This window comes from Nocardioides sp. Leaf374 (assembly GCF_916862475.1).
Lineage (GTDB): Bacteria > Actinomycetota > Actinomycetes > Propionibacteriales > Nocardioidaceae > Nocardioides > Nocardioides kribbensis.
Window position 1 is genome coordinate 1 of record NZ_CAKASO010000042.1, and the last position, 15,794, is coordinate 15,794.

General features: G+C 72.5%; 14 protein-coding genes and 3 tRNA genes. 5 read left to right on the forward strand and 12 right to left on the reverse strand.

The window, feature by feature from the left end:
- Positions 1 to 86 precede the first annotated feature (86 nt).
- Positions 87 to 413, forward strand: coding sequence for a hypothetical protein (locus LPA27_RS15980; RefSeq protein WP_228943071.1), 327 nt, complete (start codon positions 87 to 89; stop codon positions 411 to 413).
- Between the two features lie 45 nt (positions 414 to 458).
- On the opposite strand, the gene LPA27_RS15985 is transcribed toward LPA27_RS15980, so the two are convergent.
- Together LPA27_RS15985 and LPA27_RS15990 are read right to left on the reverse strand one after the other, a co-directional pair.
- Entirely contained in the window at positions 459 to 1,697 is a 1,239-nt protein-coding gene (locus LPA27_RS15985) for an MFS transporter (RefSeq protein WP_228943072.1), read from the reverse strand.
- 76 nt (positions 1,698 to 1,773) lie between these two features.
- Entirely contained in the window at positions 1,774 to 3,276 is a 1,503-nt protein-coding gene (locus LPA27_RS15990; protein ID WP_228943073.1) for a hypothetical protein, read from the reverse strand.
- 167 nt (positions 3,277 to 3,443) lie between these two features.
- Here LPA27_RS15990 and LPA27_RS15995 point away from each other — a divergent pair, with 167 nt between their 5' ends.
- Positions 3,444 to 4,310 (forward strand): serine hydrolase domain-containing protein, encoded by an 867-nt coding sequence (locus LPA27_RS15995; protein ID WP_228943074.1) that lies wholly within the window; start codon positions 3,444 to 3,446, stop codon positions 4,308 to 4,310.
- A 499-nt stretch (positions 4,311 to 4,809) separates the two neighbouring features.
- Here LPA27_RS15995 and LPA27_RS16000 read toward each other — a convergent pair whose 3' ends face one another.
- From LPA27_RS16000 to LPA27_RS16015, 4 genes are all read right to left on the reverse strand, one after another.
- Positions 4,810 to 5,640: a GIY-YIG nuclease family protein gene (locus tag LPA27_RS16000; protein WP_228943075.1), complete on the reverse strand. Its 831-nt coding sequence runs from the start codon at positions 5,638 to 5,640 to the stop codon at positions 4,810 to 4,812.
- 283 nt (positions 5,641 to 5,923) lie between these two features.
- Positions 5,924 to 7,249: a hypothetical protein gene (locus LPA27_RS16005; protein ID WP_228943076.1), complete on the reverse strand. Its 1,326-nt coding sequence runs from the start codon at positions 7,247 to 7,249 to the stop codon at positions 5,924 to 5,926.
- A gap of 297 nt (positions 7,250 to 7,546) precedes the next feature.
- Positions 7,547 to 7,619 (reverse strand) — tRNA-Arg (locus tag LPA27_RS16010).
- Between the two features lie 99 nt (positions 7,620 to 7,718).
- Positions 7,719 to 9,557, reverse strand: a complete 1,839-nt coding sequence (locus LPA27_RS16015; RefSeq protein ID WP_228943077.1) for a phosphoenolpyruvate carboxykinase (GTP) — start codon at positions 9,555 to 9,557, stop codon at positions 7,719 to 7,721.
- 377 nt (positions 9,558 to 9,934) lie between these two features.
- On the opposite strand from LPA27_RS16015, the gene LPA27_RS16020 reads away from it, so the two are divergent.
- A complete protein-coding gene (locus tag LPA27_RS16020; RefSeq protein WP_228943078.1) occupies positions 9,935 to 10,960 on the forward strand; it encodes a LuxR family transcriptional regulator in 1,026 nt (341 codons plus the stop codon).
- Between the two features lie 348 nt (positions 10,961 to 11,308).
- Here LPA27_RS16020 and LPA27_RS19290 read toward each other — a convergent pair whose 3' ends face one another.
- From LPA27_RS19290 to LPA27_RS16030, 3 genes are all read right to left on the reverse strand, one after another.
- Entirely contained in the window at positions 11,309 to 11,440 is a 132-nt protein-coding gene (locus LPA27_RS19290) for a hypothetical protein (protein WP_267477223.1), read from the reverse strand.
- A gap of 317 nt (positions 11,441 to 11,757) precedes the next feature.
- Positions 11,758 to 11,848, reverse strand: a tRNA-Ser gene (locus LPA27_RS16025).
- Positions 11,849 to 11,960: 112 nt separating this feature from the next.
- Positions 11,961 to 12,437 carry a hypothetical protein gene (locus LPA27_RS16030; protein WP_228943079.1) on the reverse strand — a complete coding sequence of 159 codons (477 nt, stop codon included), beginning with the start codon at positions 12,435 to 12,437 and terminating at the stop codon, positions 11,961 to 11,963.
- A 75-nt stretch (positions 12,438 to 12,512) separates the two neighbouring features.
- On the opposite strand from LPA27_RS16030, the gene LPA27_RS16035 reads away from it, so the two are divergent.
- Positions 12,513 to 12,600: transfer RNA gene (locus LPA27_RS16035), tRNA-Ser, on the forward strand.
- A 99-nt stretch (positions 12,601 to 12,699) separates the two neighbouring features.
- On the opposite strand, the gene LPA27_RS16040 is transcribed toward LPA27_RS16035, so the two are convergent.
- From LPA27_RS16040 to LPA27_RS16050, 3 genes are read right to left on the reverse strand one after another with little or no spacing between them, the layout of a single operon-like run.
- The gene (locus tag LPA27_RS16040) at positions 12,700 to 12,933 is read right to left on the reverse strand and encodes a biotin/lipoyl-binding carrier protein (RefSeq protein WP_156697971.1); all 234 of its coding nucleotides are present in this window, start codon (positions 12,931 to 12,933) and stop codon (positions 12,700 to 12,702) included.
- Between the two features lie 29 nt (positions 12,934 to 12,962).
- Complete coding sequence (locus LPA27_RS16045; protein ID WP_156697970.1) at positions 12,963 to 14,048, reverse strand: hypothetical protein; 1,086 nt, start codon at positions 14,046 to 14,048, stop codon at positions 12,963 to 12,965.
- 11 nt (positions 14,049 to 14,059) lie between these two features.
- A complete protein-coding gene (locus tag LPA27_RS16050; protein ID WP_228943080.1) occupies positions 14,060 to 14,842 on the reverse strand; it encodes a carbon-nitrogen hydrolase family protein in 783 nt (260 codons plus the stop codon).
- A 45-nt stretch (positions 14,843 to 14,887) separates the two neighbouring features.
- Between LPA27_RS16050 and mobA the strand changes: the two genes are divergently transcribed.
- Complete coding sequence (gene mobA / locus LPA27_RS16055; protein WP_228943081.1) at positions 14,888 to 15,517, forward strand: molybdenum cofactor guanylyltransferase; 630 nt, start codon at positions 14,888 to 14,890, stop codon at positions 15,515 to 15,517.
- Positions 15,518 to 15,794: the final 277 nt, after the last annotated feature.

The following is a 15,794-nucleotide window of genomic DNA, read 5'->3' on the forward strand; positions in this document are numbered from 1 at the left end:
CACCCTCGAGTCCGCCACCGCCCTGGCCACCATGGCCACCGAGCTCAAAGCCCTCGTGGCCCGCTTCCAGGTCTGAGGGGGCTGACATGGAGGCATCCACCCAGCAGTCGCAGACCGTCACCGTCGACGTCTGGTCGAGCCCGCAGGCCCTCGAGAACGCCGTGCCCGAGGCCTTCCGGCTCTGGGCGTCCTGGTACGGCGAGCCGCACCCCGACCGGTCGGTCCACCTGCTCGCCTGCCCCTCGGGGGCCTACGCGCCCTCCAAGACCGGCGTCGCCGCGGCGCTCGACGAGCCCCGACCGCCCGGCACGCCGGGGCGGGTCTCGGTCGTGCTCACCGACGACCCCACCGCCGGCGAGTCGCTCTGGCTGCTGCGCACCGTCACGCGCCTGGCCGAGCCGCAGCTGCCCTGAAGCCCCATTGTCCCGGGCCCGGCCCCGGGGAACGGGGCCCGGGGCTCAGGCGGGGGCGTCCACGCCCAGCGGCGGCGGCGCGTGCCGCTCGAGTCGGCGTACGTCGCGCGAGAGCAGGGCCAGCAGCGACGAGGCGGCCATGACGCCCCCGACCACGAGCAGCCACCGGTCGTAGCCGACCGCCTCGGCCACCGGCCCGGTCAGCGCGAGGCCGACCGGGCGGGAGACGAAGGAGCCGACCTGGTCGAAGGAGTAGACCCGGGCCAGCCGGTCCTCGGGCACGTTCTGCTGGATCGAGAGGTCCCAGGCCACCGAGAAGACCTCGAGCCCGAAACCGTGCACGAAGGCGCCCAGGAGCACCACGACGAGCTGGTCGGAGACGGCCATCGCCAGCGGGAACGCCGCGGTCAGGGAGAGCATCGCGACACCGACGCGCAGCCCGTGGCGCGGTCGCCAGCGCAGGGTCACCAGGCCGCCAACCACGAAGCCGGCCATCAGGCTCGCCAGCGCCCAGCCCCACGCCGCGCGGCCGAACCCGTCGCCGACCACGATCGGGCCGAGCACGCCCTGGGCGCCGCCGTAGACGAGGTGGTACAGCAGGGCCTGGCCGATGAGCAGCCACAGCCAGGTGCGGCTGAGCACCTCCCGCAGCCCGACCCCGAGGTCGCCCAGCACCGACGCGCCCACCGAGGCGCCCCGCACGTGCGGCACCCGCAGCGCGGCGTAGCACCCCGCGGCCACGGCGTACGTCGCCGCGTCGACCGCGATCGCCCACCCCGGCCCGGCGGCCGCGACGAGCACCCCGCCCACCGAGAAGCCGACGATCTGCGACCCGGTCTGCCCGATCCGGCGCACGGACACCGCCGAGGCCAGCTCGGCCGCGGGCACGGTCAGGCGGGTCATCGCCTGCGACGACGGACCGCTCAGCGCAGCGAGGCAGCCGGTGACCACCCCCATCACCGTCAGCAGCGCGATGCTGGCGACGCCGGTGAGCAGCACCGCCGCGAGCACCGCCTGCACCAGCGCGCACGCGCCCGCCGAGCCCTCCATCAGCACCTTGCGCGAGACCCGGTCGCCGAGCACCCCGCCGAAGAGCACCGTGACCACCTCGGCCAGCGCGAACGCCGCCACCACCAGCCCCAGCTCCTGCGCCGAGCCGCCGAGGTCGATCACCGCGAAGGCCAGCGCCACCGGCGCCATCGCGTTGCCCAGCGAGCTGGTCGCCGTGCCGGCCACGAGCAGCCGGAAGTCGCGATGGCGCAGCGGCCCGAGCCGGTCGGTCACGCCGACCACCCAAGCCTGCGCGGGCCCGCGGGGTCAACCGGGTTCGTGCGTGACCCGCACTCCCGCGGGCCCGTGCCTAGAAGCCGAAGAGCTTGCCCAGGCCGGAGAACAGCGCGTTGAACGTCCGGGTGACCGGGTTGGACGCCTCGCCCGTGTCGGACTGCTGCCCGAAGAGCGGGTGGTGGCCGGTGAACTCGTCGTCGACGAGGGGCGCGCGGCCGCGCAGGTAGGGCCAGAAGACCTCGGTGCGGTTGACGCCCAGGCTCAGGCGGGAGTCGAAGCCCATGACCAGGTTCTGGTTGACCCTGGTCGCCCTGCCCTCGGGGTTGGTCGCCACCACGTCGCCGCAGCCCTCCACGATGAGGCCACCGGTGCCGGCGAAGAGGATGTAGCGCACCTGCCAGGTCGCGAAGGCGTGCACGCCCCACCGCCAGCGCGTCTCCAAGGCGGGCGTCCCGACGACGCCGACCACGTGCTTGGGGTGCATGACGAGGCCCGGGTGGTCGCGGAGGTCGATGCGCATCAGGTAGGCGTTGGGGTCGTCGGGGTTGGCCAGGGTCACCGAGCCGCCCGTCTCGTCCCCGACCAGGCGGCTCATCTCGTGCAGCCCGGCGGCGTAGCTGATGAAGGGCGAGGACCAGTCGTAGAGGAGTCGGCTGCGGGCCCTGCCCTGCACCGAGCGCACGTGCGCCGAGCGCGTCGACAGCACCTCGCCGGCGCCGACGTGGACGGTCATCGTGCGCTGGGCCTCGCTGGTGCGGATCTCGGCGTCCGCGGTCTCCGCTCCGTCGGCCAGCCGCACCGGCTCGTGGAGGCGGCGCACCAGCGGCATCAGCACGAAGTAGCTGACGACGCGCAGCACGATCGGGGCGAGCAGGACGGTGAGCGCGATGACGGCCAGCCACTTCCACGACCGGGCCCACTGGTCCACGACCCAGCCCGTGCCGGAGCCCTGGGCCTCCTCCAGGACGTCCTCCTCGCCCTGCTTCTTCTCGAGCGCCGACTCCTGCGCGTCGATCTCGTCCTGGCGGAACGCCGGGTCGTCGCCCCGACCCAGCCGGTCCAGCTTCTCCTGGTCGCTGAGGTCGGGGTCGCGCAGCACGGCCACGCCCTCCTCGGCCCGGGCGAGGCCGTCCTCCAGGGAGTCGAGCGCCTCGTCGGCCTCCCGCACCGCCGCCTCGGCCGCGTCGCACGCGTCGCCCGGCGTCACCAGGTCGATGAGGTCCCGCACGAGCCCGCAGACGTCCTGCTGGCCGTCGCGCAGCCGCTCGACCTCCGCTCTCTTATCGCTGACAGCCCCCTGCAGCGTGCCGACCTCGTCGCCGAGCTCGGCCTCCAGCGAGGCCGTCGCCTCGCTCCGGGCCGCGGCGGCGGCCGCCTGCAGCCGGCCCAGGTCCTCCTGCAGCGCGGCTCGCTCCTCGACGACCCGCTCCAGCCGGTCCCGGTCGGCCGCGGCCTCGCGCAGGGCCGGCACCAGGGACTGCATGACCAGGTAGCCGAGGAACAGCGAGAGCACCAGCGCCGCCAACAGGCCGAGCTTCCGCAGGAAGAAGCCGACGACCGTCGACACGAGACGCATGGACTCGATCCTAGTGTCGGACGTCTTTACCGTGGCGCGCTCTCACGAGCGGTAGGTCGACAGTCTCCGCCGGCCCCGGCACCCGGCCGCGGTCCGGCGTCCCTCCGGTCGTCGTCCCGCGGCCGACGCCCCGCTCCGGCGCTGACACCGACCGGCAGACTGGGGCCGTGACCAGCGCGCGCGACGTCCTCCAGCAGGTCGTGCGTGCCCTCGAGGCCGACGGTTTCGGCGCCGACGCCGTCCACGTGCTCCTCGCCGACGACAGCGCGGTCCACCACTGGTCCCCCGACGTACGCCGCGACGTCCACTCCGCCGCCAAGGCGGTCTGCACCCTCGCCGTCGGGCTGGCCTGCGACGCCGGCCTCTACGACGTCGACGCGCCGGTCACCCGCTACCTGCGGCCCCCGGTGGTCGGCGAGGGCGTCGGGTCGGTCACGACGCGGCACCTGCTCTCGATGACCAGCGGCATCGACCTGGCGTGGAGCGACACGATGCTGACCGACTGGCCCGACCTGGCCCAGGAGTTCCTGTCGCGCCCGTCCGCGGGGCGGGTCTTCCAGTACTCCAACGCCAGCACCTACACCGCGATGCGCGCGCTCAGCAGCGTCGTCGACGACGTCGCCGACTGGCTGCAGCCGGCCCTCTTCACCCCGCTCGGCATCGACGCGCCGCCCTGGGACCGGTGCCCGCACGGGTACGTCGCCGCCGGCGGAGGGCTGCACCTGCGGGTAGAGGAGCTCGCGCGCCTGGGCCGGCTGATCCGCGACGACGGCGTCTGGGAAGGACGGCGACTGGTCTCCTCGCGCTGGACCACCGGCCTGCGCTCGGACTGGACCGAACGGGACGCGGCCTCCCCCGCCTACGCGCGCTACTCCCTGGGCGCGTGGGGCGGACCGGGCGACGCCTGGCGCCTGCACGGCGCCCACGGTCAGCTCGTGCTGTTACTCGGCGACGCGGTCGTGACCATCCAGGCCCACGACCACGCCGGGGCCGACCTCGCGGCCGAGCGCGTCGTGGCGATCCTCGCCTCTTGAGCCTCGGAGAATGGGCGAGGCCGCATATCGGTGACGGTTTGCGGTGGCGGTGCGAGGCCTTGACCCCAGAACTCAGGGTGAGAGGCAAGCATCCCGAGCTGAGCGATGGATGAGGGCGGCAACCCCGCGACCTGAGCCCGCACGATGAACGACCCCGCAGGACGAGCCCGAGGTCCCGGGCCGCCCCTCACTAGTGAATCGGTTCCGGCTACCGGCCCGGAGGGTGATGGCATCGCCCGGTCAGTCCTCAACCACCCTGCCCGGACCGGGTCGGTCGACGGACTCGTGTCTTTTCCTTCACGGGAAAGCAGAGCGGTGCTGCGCACGGCGACGAGATCGAGTGGACCGTCAGCTACAGGTTTCGGTGCGTCGCCGGACTCGGAGGTTCGCGCCGCGGTGCTTGGCGTCCGCGTTTGCAGACAAAGGTCTTGCGACCCTCGCTCGACAAGGGCGATTTCGGTCATCGCCGCGGAGCCGGGACTGACGGCCGATGAGCGCCTCAGTTCCGGTTGAGCCCGAACTCGCGGGACAGAAGGGCTCGCTTGAAGTGCGCCTCCGCAGCATCCACTTCGGCCGTCGGCGTCGAGGGCCCGAACACTCGCAGGAGCGACCATTGGAAGTGGCGCGCGTGCTCTGCGTCAGCATCTCTGAGGTCCCGCAATGCGACATTGCCGCCGTGTCCGTCACGTCCGTACGCGCCCCAACGACCCAAGATGCGCTCGCCGCCGTCCGCCTTGCCGACGTAGTGCTTTCCCGTGCTGGTGTCAGTGATCAAGTAGATGCCTTGGACAGACCCGAGCGCAGTGCGCCATGCGGCGTAACGAGGGTCCTCAACCATGGCTCTCAAGCCGGGCAGATCGAGCAGAACGTTGTCATAGCCGGGGAAGGCCACAGCTTCGGGGTCGGCGATCTCGACTATCGGGAACGCTGACGCCACGGTCCCCTTCTTCGCCCAGTTGATCGCGTCCTTGGACCATTCGATCGTGAGCCGGTTCGCGAGGAGCGACATGACGTCGGACGGACGGAGATCGAAGAAGCGCAGTACGTCTGTCCGCTCCGACTCGATCTCACCGTGGTTCTCGAATGCACCCCAGAACCGACTGCGCCGACCTGGCTCAGCGAGGAAGTTCAACCAGACAGGCGGCTGGCTGGCGTTGAACCGCAGCAACTGCCCCCGCGCGTAGGCGTGCATCTTCTCCGGCGTCGTCTCTCCACGACGGAGCCCGTCCTCTTGGTACGTGTGGCGCAACACGAGGACATCCGCTGGATCGAGGCCGCACGCCGCAAGGATGTGGCCGAGAACAAGGTCGCCGGAAGAACTACTCGTCACCGTTGCAGCGTAAGGATGGAAGGCCAGCAGTCGCAGCGCCGCGCACGCGGTTTGCGTATCAGCACCGCGGATGAAGAGGGGGTCTAGGGCTCCTCAGCCCTGTTGGAGTGGCCGGACAGACGTTCCTTGGCCAAGACGAGCAAGCGCGGACACGAAAGAGCATTCCCCAACTCCTCCCGATGGCGGCGACAACCGACGAGTCGCCAAAAGCCCACACGCAACACCGCCGTCCCCAGACAAGCGTCGCCGATCGCTAGCGTCAGCGGGCCCATCGACGCTCGGATCAGGCTGCGCGTGAGGGCAACACCAATAGGCTCCCGTCGGCACGCTTCTCAATCTCGATGACGACGTCGGCGGCCTGAGACTCAGTGGTGTACACCGAGCCCAATCCGCGAAGCCGATAGGAGGCGTCGAGAAGAGTCTCCACCTGCCTTCGTGTCATCACCTTGTCGATGAGGCGCTTCGGCGAGCGCAGCTCGAGTGACGAGAGACGGAGGAGGACGGAGCGGACCCGCTCTTCCAACTCATCGATCTTCCTCTGATCCTCACTGAGGCTCTGGACGAAGTTGCCGAACGGATTTGTCTCGTCCCCTTGACCGGCCTCCACAGCTTGCAGCACCACCACGCGTCTCTTCAGGGCCATGGACAGCGCGGCCAACTCGAGGTGCGCACGAAACTCGCCGCCTTCCTCGGTGATCCCGGGGAAGGTCATCTCCAATTCGGACGCTTCTACACGGTTTTCGGCGAAGCCATCCAGAGCGGCTTCCCACTTTCGCACACGGCGCTCGGCGTTGCTGGTAGCCGTGCTGATCGCGTGCACAGCAGAATCCAGCCCGAGTGAGGCGCCGACCCGGCCCCGGTCGAGCAGCAGGCCTGTAGCCTTTTCGATCGCGTCACGGCATCCGTCGAGCTCACTGCGCTCCGCGTTCAAGGTCTCATCGTGCAGCTTTTCGAGAAGTTCAGTGATGTTCTCGATCGCCCTCTGACGCCCCTGATCGGCGTAGGCGCTCGCACCCACGGCGACCGCCATCAGCACGAGCGGGGCAGCCACCGTTATCGCGGTGGCCGACGCGGCCGTACCGGCCACTGCGCCAACGGCTGTGCCCGTAGCGCCAGCGGACGCGGCCTGCACAGGGACGAAGGTGGCCTTCGCGACGACACTCTTGGCGGTGCCTCCGGCGAGGTCACCGACGAGGTCGCCGTAGACGCCCCTGTTGGCCACTTTCGAGACCATCGGCTGAACCATCCCCTTGCCGAACTCTGCCGCCACCTTCGCGGGGACGACCATGCGATACAGCACCTCGCTCGACCCGGCTACCTGGGCGACAGCGGGCACCTTGGGCGCGTCAGCGGCTACGAGTCGCGAAAGCTCTCTGGCGAGCGGGCTGGTCGCGTGCAACATGAGCCCAGTTGAGCGTTCACGACGTGCGGGGAGGGGGTGTGCCTCCAGCGTCACCAGTGGTGCCGACGCGAACGCGGCGAGGGCCGTGCGGAGCTCGGCAAGCCGCTCGGGGGTCATGCCCTCGCCTGCGGCGAAGGCAGGCGCAGAGGCACCCTCTGTCGTAGACAAGGTCCAGATGGGAACCATCGTGGCGTCGGCGTCGGTCATGGGTCTCCCTTGGTCAGGACTCACACGCTATCCGCCCGGGCAGACAGAGCTGCCGCACGGCGCTCCGCTGGAGCCCCCGCTACCTGAGAGGCGTTGCGGAACGCTGTCTCTCCGCGGTGGCCCCGTGGTCACGGCGACCTCGCGACGGGAGGGTTCTTGTGCGATAGGACGATGGCTTACGTCCGGAGCTGCACGCGTTCAGATTGAGAACGGTCAAGGCACACCAAATTCGCAGGAGCCCGTCAACCGAGAATGACGAAGCCGCAGACCGGTAATGGTCTGCGGCTTCGTGTGCGGTGCGCCTGTAGGGATTCGAACCCCAAACCTTCTGATCCGTAGTCAGATGCTCTATCCGTTGAGCTACAGGCGCATGTCGTGCAGTCCGGCCGGGGCCGGTGCGACGACTGGTCGAGGATAGCCGACCGGGCACCGTGGGTCGAAATCGGCCCGTGCCCGGTCGGCTACACGCTCAGGAGTCGGCGTCGGCGAGCGCCTGGGCGACCCGGCGGTGGGCCTCCCAGATCTCCTCGGGCAGGCCCTCGAACTGCTGGAGGTGCTCCTCGCGGAAGCCCATCTCCTGGCGCCAGCGCTCGACGTCGATGTCGAGGATGCGGGCCAGCTCGTCGGCGGGCAGGTCGAGGCCGGTGAGGTCGAGCTCCTCCTCGGTGGGCAGGACACCGACCGGGGTCTGGCGGCCCGAGACCTCGCCGGCGGCGTACTTGACCAGCCACAGCAGCGGGCGCAGGTTCTCCCGGTAGCCGGGCCACAGGAAGTGGCCGTCCTCGGCGTCGCGCTGGAACCAGTTGACGTGGGCGAAGATCGGCTGCTGCGTGGCGGCGCCGATGATCTTCAGCCAGTGCGCGGCGTAGTCGGCCTCGGCGTAGGCCATGAAGGGCCGCATCGACATCGGGTCGTAGCGCAGCTGGCCGTCGAGGCCGTCGGCGGCGAAGGTCGCCTCGGCGCCGAGCGTGAGGCCGTCGTAGACGCCCTCGGCGAGGTCGGTGATCGCGCGCACCAGCGGCTCGCGGTCGCGGGTGCGGCCGCCGAAGATGATCGCGTCGACCGGCACGCCGGCGGGGTCCTCGAAGTCGCCCGCGACGTTGGGCACGTTGGCCAGCGTCGTGGTGAAGCGGCTGTTGGGGTGGGCCCACGGGGAGTCGTCGCCGGCCTCGCGGTCGGAGATCTTCTCGCCCTTCCAGTCCTCCCACCCGGTGACGTCGGCGGGGTAGGTGGGGGTCTTGCCCTCCCACCACACCTCCTGGGTGTCGGGGTTGTAGGCGACGTTGGTGAAGATCGCGCCGCTGCCGGGCTTGATGGAGTCCAGCGCGGTGGGGTTGGTGAGCTCGTTGGTGTCCTTGGCGACGCCGAAGACCCCGTTCTCGGGGTTCATCGCGTAGACCTTGCCGTCCTCGCCGACCCAGAGCCAGGCGATGTCGTCGCCGTAGAACTCCACGTGGTAGCGGCTGCCCATGGCGTCGGGCGCCAGCGTCATGGCGAGGTTGGTCTTGCCCGAGGCCGACGGGAAGCCGCCGCACACGTGGTACTTCTTGCCGGTCTCGTGGTCGGTGATCCCCAGCAGCATGAACTGCTCGGCGAGGAACTTGCCCGACGCGCGGCCGTCGTAGCAGGCCTGGCGCAGGCCGTGGGCGATCTTGCCCAGCAGCGCGTTGCCGCCGTACGACGAGCCGAAGTGCAGGATCGTGCGCTGGTCGGCGACCGTGACGAAGTAGCGCTGGTCGTCGGGGGTGCCCTGGCCGAGGTTCTCCAGGTCGCCGGTGACGTGCACGGCGCGCACGAACGAGGCGGGGTCCTCGAGGTTGTCGACGTGGGCGGTGCCGACGCGGGCCATCCGGATCATGTGGAGCACGACCGGGCGGTTGTCGGTGAGCTCGACGCCCGCGGCGTAGGCCTCGAGCGGGGAGCCGGGAGGCGCCATCAGGTAGGGGATGACGTACATCGTCTTGCCGCGTGACTGACCGCGCATGCGCTCCAGCTGGCTGGAGGTCATCTCCTCGGCGTCGCGCCAGTTGTTGTAGACGCCCTTGTCCTCGGGCTTGCTCGTGGCGACGATCGTGCGCTCCTCGGAACGCGCGGTGTCCTTGAAGTAGGAGCGCGAGTAGTACAGCCCCTCACCGGCGGGCAGGAGCTCGCCGGCCTCGAGGGCCTCGGCCACCAGGCGGGCGTCGTCGGAGGCGTTGACGACCTCGATCCGCTCGGGCTCGGTCACCCCCGCCCAGTACGCGACGTACTCACGCACGTGCGGGTTCTTGAGACCCGCCTCGTCGAGGACCTTCTCCACATCGACCATGTCCAGATTCGCCTTTCCCGGGGCTGCTTGACAGGCACGCTAGCCGCTCTTTACCCCCCCTCCGCACGCCAGGGTCGTTGGATCGATCCAGACTGGACAGGCGATTTTCGGACCTCCCACGAGGCCCTCCGGGGCCTGTGACGTGGACCACGAATCGTGGATCGATCCAAGTCAGGACGCCGTCCGGCCGGGTCGCGGGGCGCTCGTGGCGGGCTTGTGGCGGGCTCGTGGCTGGGTCGCGGCGGGGGTCGCCGGGGTCTCGCCCGGGTGGCCCCTGCGAGGGGTGTGTCATCATCCGCGGCAGACTCGGGGAACGCGGCACACCAGGTGCTCGCGCACGACGACGAGCCAGGTCAGGGGCCAGGTCAGGGGGACGCGTGGCGGTGTTCGGGCCCGAGGACAGGGCGGCCTTCGAGGAGCACTGCGTCGCCCTCTACGAGGACATGGTCGCGGCCGGCGGCATGGCCGCCGACGACCCGCGGCTGGCCGAGGGCGCCGACGACCGGCCCGCCTTCGACCTGCTCGTGCAGCTCGGGCTGGTCAGCCTCGACGCCGACAGCGCGACCTGGCTCCCCGAGGACCCCGCCGCCGTCCAGTCACGGGTGGTCACCCCGCTGAGCACGGAGGCCGGGCGCCTGCTGGAGGAGTCCTCGCAGTGGGCGCGCGCCTTCGGCCCGCTGCGCCAGGCGTGGCGCCGCGCCCCGGAGACCGGCGGCCGCGGCCCCTTCACCTACCTGCGCGGCGCCGCGATCGGCCCCTACATCGGTGGGCTCACCGCCGAGACCGAGAGCGAGCTGCTCACCGCGCAGCCGCAGACCGGTCGCGACCCGCAGACCCTCGCCGAGGCCGCGCTGCGCGACACCGCCGCCCTCGCGCGCGGGGTCAGGATGCGCACGCTCTACCAGCACAGCGCCCGGCGCAGCGCGGTCACGCACAAGTACGTCGCGGCCGTCACCGGCCTCGGCGCCGAGGTGCGCACGCTCGACGAGTTCTTCAACCGCATGATCGTGGTCGACCGCCGCGTCGTGGTCATCCCCGCCACCGACGACAACACCCTGGCCATCGCCGTGCGCGAGCCCTCGGTGGTGGCCTACCTGGTCGACGTCTTCGAGCGGGCCTGGGAGCGCGCCCGCCCCTTCGGCAACCGCGAGACCACGACGATGAAGGACATCGCCGAGGAGCAGCGGGCGATGACGATCCGGATGCTCATCGAGGGCCACGCCGACCCCGTCAGCGCCAAGCGGCTCGGGGTCAGCCCCCGCACCTACGCCGGCTACGTCGCCGACCTCAAGGCCGAGCACGACGCCGACACCCGCTTCCAGCTCGGCTACCTGATGGGCCGGCGCGGCGTGCAGGGCGACCGGGCCCTCGACGGCGAGGCGGGCGCGCCCGACCAGGAGTGACGCTCCGCCGCACGGTGCCGGGCGTGACCGGTCCGGGCGTGACCGGTCCGGGCGTGACCGGTCCGGGCGTGACCGGTCCGGGCGTGACCGGTCCGGGCGTGACCGGGCCGGGCGTGACCGGGCCGGGCGTGACCGGGCCGGGTGTGACCGGGCCGGAGCGGCGGGCCCGGACGTGGGCCGGACCCGCACGCCAGCGGCGTACGGGTCCGGAACCAGCGAGGACAGCGACCGGAGTCGCTGTCCTCGGGGGGAGACGGGCCGTGGACCGGCACTGGGACCGAACAAGTCGGGGGGGACGTTCGCTCCCCGTCTCACAAGGGAGAGGCGCGGGGCCAGCCCGCGCTCAGGTCACTTCTTGCTGACGCAGCCGCCGCAGCCCCAGCTGGTGTCGGCCTGGGCGGGGGCGGAGGTGAGACCGACGAGGCCGACGCTCAGGACGGTGGCGGCGACGGTGACGGCGAGCTTGCGGGCGACGTTCATGGCGGAGTCCTTGTCCTCGGGGGCCCACGGAATGGCCCGTGACCCCATCCTCCGTCGTCGGCGTCGCGATCGGGCGCGGCGGGTTGGCTCAGAAACCTGCATTGCAGAAGGTTGCAGCCGCCGTCGCGGAATAGCGGTCCGGCCCCGAGGGCGGCCCGTGCACTGCCACGAGGGTCGCGCGCGCCGCGGGGCCTTGGCAAGCACCCCGCCGGTCCAGCGGTGTCGCCCGGGTCACGCCGGCGGCGCGACGGGCGCGAGGGGCCCCGTCGGCAGGGACAGGACGACCCCCGGCGGAGGAGTCCGACGGGGGTCGTGGCTGGCGGAGGCGGCGGGATTTGAACCCGCGAGAGGGTTCAACCCTCAACCCGCTTAGCAGGCGGGCGCACTAGGCCACTATGCGACGCCTCCGAGAACAGCGAGCACAGGCTACAAGGCGGCCCTCCCGGCGCACCAATCAGGCGCGCGGACCGGACGCGTCGCGCTGGGGACGTGCCCCGTCAGGGCACCGGTCGAGCAGGGGTCAGGAGTCGCCGAGGCGGCGCAGGCCGCGCCCGGCGTCGAGGCGACGCTGCACCTCGCGCACCAGCTGCTCGCGGTCGATCGCGACGGCCTGCACCGGGATCGTCGTCGTGCCGCCACCGTGCAGGTGCAGCACCAGGCACGGGATGCCGCGCGGGGAGGAGGTGGCCGCCGACTCGACGTCGCGCCAGGCGGCGTCGCGCACGCCGGCGCCCCGCACCAGCCGCACGTGGTAGCCCTCGGCGTCGGCGCGCAGCACGTAGGCCCGTGAGCGCAGCCACCAGCCGAGGGTGATGACGCCGACGACGCCGAGCACCAGCGGCACGAGCAGCAGGTCGCCGGACCACCCCGCCACCGCCACCAGCGCGGTGCCGCCGAACATCACCAGCGCCAGCGCCACCAGGCCGGCGCCCACGAAGCGGGCGGCCAGGGCGGGGTGCATGCGGTAGTCGTGCGGGGTCGGCAGCGGCTCGGGCATGCCTCGATTGTCCACCCGCCCGCTCCTCGTAGACTGCGCGGGTCGCACCACCCGCGCTGCGGGCTGGCGCGGCGAGGAGGGGTGCCGGAGCGGCCGATCGGAACCGCCTTGAAAGCGGTCGTAGGGAGACCTACCGCGGGTTCGAATCCCGCCCCCTCTGCCACGTGCCGTGCCTGGTCGCCTGGGTGCCCCGCGGGTACGGCGCCGACGGGTCGGGCCCGGTCGGTCGGGCCCGGTCGGTGAGGCCCGTCGGTGGGGCCGGTCAGGCGCGGGTGAGGGCCACGAGCAGGTCGCCCTCCTGGACGACGTCGCCGGGGCTGACGCGCACCTCGGTCACGACGCCGGGGACCTCGGCGATGACCGGGATCTCCATCTTCATCGACTCCAGCAGCACCACGGTGTCACCGGTCTCGACGCGCTCGCCGGGCGCGACCGCGATGGTGAGCACGTTGGCCACCATCTCCGCGAGGATCTCCGTCACCTGTTCACGAGCCACGTCTCGAACCTAGCCGTTACCGGCGCGTACTACTGCAGCGCCGAGGCCCGAGGTGGCTCCGGGCGCACCGCGGCCTCGGCCTCGGCGCGGCGGGCCCGCGAGCCGCGCGGGCCGGTGAGGGCGAGGTCGACGCGGATGACGACGAAGCCGATCACCAGGCCCACCACGAGGCCGTAGCCCACCGAGAGGCCCGCCTCGAGCAGCGAGGTGGCGGGGTTCATCAGCGCGGTGGTCACCGGGGCCGTGGCCGCCACCCCGAAGGCGCAGATCCACCAGCCCTGGCGTCGCCGGGCGCGCATGTGGCAGCCCCACGCGAGGGCGGGCACGCCCAGGACGGTCTCGATCGGACGGGGAAAGGCACCGAGGGTCTCCCGGGTCCACCGGACGCCGTCGAGCACGCTGTCCACGGCGTCGCCGGGACCGTAGCGGCGCAGCAGCTCGGCGTAGGCCAGGGTCAGCGCGAGCAGGAGCCCGCCGCCGAGCACGCCGACCAGGCCGCGGCGGCCCAGGCCGTGGAGCCCGGCGCCGAGGCGGTGGACGAGGGCGAAGGCGGCGAGCAGGGAGAGCCCGAAGACGGTGTACTCGAAGCGCACCTGCGCGATGACCGGCTCGAAGCCCAGCATGGCCAGCGCCCCGCCCGCGGCCACCAGCACCGCCAGGGCGCACTCGCGGGCGGCCTGCACGAAGCGCTGCGCCGGCACCGTGACCATCACGCCGAGCACCGAGGCGACCGCGCACGTCATCACCGCGGCGCCCGTGCGCAGCCAGTCCTCGTCGAGCACCAGGACGCCCACGCCGAGCAGCAGCGCGAGCGCGCCGAAGAGCAGCGGCCGTCCGCCGGCGCGGGCCACCAGCGCCCAGGTGTAGGCGCTGGTGACGGCCACCGACCCGATGCCCGAGAGCAGCCGCTCGTCGGCGGGCACGACGTCGAGCAGCGCCACCACGAGGGCCGCCACCCCGCCGAGCACCACGACCCACCAGGCGGCCAGCGGGGCCACGCGGCGCCATCCGGCGCGGGTCGGCGTACCCGGGGAGGCGTCGGGCCGGGCGTCGGAGGGGGTGTCGGAGGACGCGGTGCTCGAGGGCGCGGGGGTCGCGGGGTCGGGGGCGGGCACGAGCGGAGAGGCTACAGACGCCGGTTGGCCAGGGAGGGGTTGGTACGACGCGCCTGCGCCAGCACCGCGGCGCTGATCTCGGCGCCGACGACCTCGGAGCTGTCGCCGGCCTCGGCGAGCACGTCGCCGAGCGGGTCGACGAGCATCGAGTGTCCGGAGTAGCGCGGGGCCGGCTGGGCGGCGGCTGCGACGTAGACGGTGTTCTCGATCGCGCGGGCCCGCACGAGGGTGCGCCAGTGGTCGACCTTGCGCTCCCCCGCGACCCAGGCCGCGGGCACCACGAGCAGCTCGGCGCCTGCGTCGACCAGCGCGCGGGCGTGCTCGGGGAAGCGCAGGTCGTAGCAGGTCATCAGACCGACCCGCAGGCCGGCGAGGTCGACCACCCGGGGGGTCGTGGGGCCGGCCGTCAGCACGTCGGACTCGCGGTAGCCGAAGGAGTCGTAGAGGTGGATCTTGCGGTACTCCGCGCTCACCGCCCCGCGCACCACCAGCGTGTTCCACGGGCGCTCGGGGTCGGGGCCGGTCTCGAACATCCCGGCGACCACCGTGGTGCCGGCGGCGGCCGCGACCCGGGCCACCTCGGAGGCGAAGGGCCCGTCGACCGGCTCGGCGTGCTCGCCCAGCGGCGAGCCGGCGGTGCCGAAGTCGCGGGCGAAGGCCTCCGGCAGCACGACCAGGTCGTGGCCGGTCGGCACCAGCGCGGCCAGGCGCTCGCGGTTGCCCGCGGGCTCGAGACCCGAGGCCTCCTGCACGAGGGCGACCCGTGCCGTGGTCCACGTCGTGTCGGCGGTCATGACTCCAGCCTGCCAGCCGGCCGCGACCGGTGCGAGACTCCAGGCATGCCCGGCTCCTCCCCCACCGGCCCCCTGCTCGACCCCGACACCGGCGGCTTCTGCGCCGTCGTGCTCGCCGGCGGCACCGCGGTGCGCCTCGACGGCGTCGACAAGGCCGGCGTCGAGCTGCACGGCCGCTCGCTGCTCACCCACGCCCTCGACGCGCTCGTCGACGCCGCCGAGGTCGTGGTGGTCGGCGACCCGGTGCCGACCGAGCGGCCGGTCACCTTCTGCCGCGAGTCGCCGCGCCACGGCGGCCCGGTCGCGGCGCTGCTCACCGGGCGCGACGCCCTCGTGCGGGCGCCGCGCACGCTCGGCGTACTGGCCGTCGACATGCCCCGCGTCACCGCCCACACCTTCCGCCGCCTCCACGACGCGCTCCTCAGGGAGGACGGTCTCGCCGAGGACCTCGACGGGGCGCGCCTGGTCGCCCCCGACGGACGCCACCAGCTCGCCCTCGTGCTCCGCACCGACCGGCTCGACGCCGTGCGTCCCGACCACGAGGCGCAGCACGGCATGGCCATGAGGCACCTGCTGCGCGACCTGCGGCTCGCCGAGGTCGCCGCCCTGGGCGAGGAGCACCGCGACGTCGACACCTGGGCCGACCTGCGCGACCTAGCCGAGCCGCCGGGCTGAGGCGACTGACCCCGTGGGGCGGCCGTCAGGGCGGCCGTCAGGGCGGCCGTCAGGGCGGCCGTCGGGGCGGCCGTCGGGAGCCGCCGGCGGGGGCCGTGGTCGGGGGCCGTGGTCGGGGGCCGTGGTCGGGGCTGCGCAAGCGGCGCAATTGCGCGGAACCGGCCAGGCGGCTTGGCCCGGTTTGCGTGGCTGGAGCACGGTCGCCGGCGCCTCGACTGCGGAAACGGCGCAATCGCGCGGGACCCGGCGAGCCGCTGGGCCAGGTGTGCGCGGATGG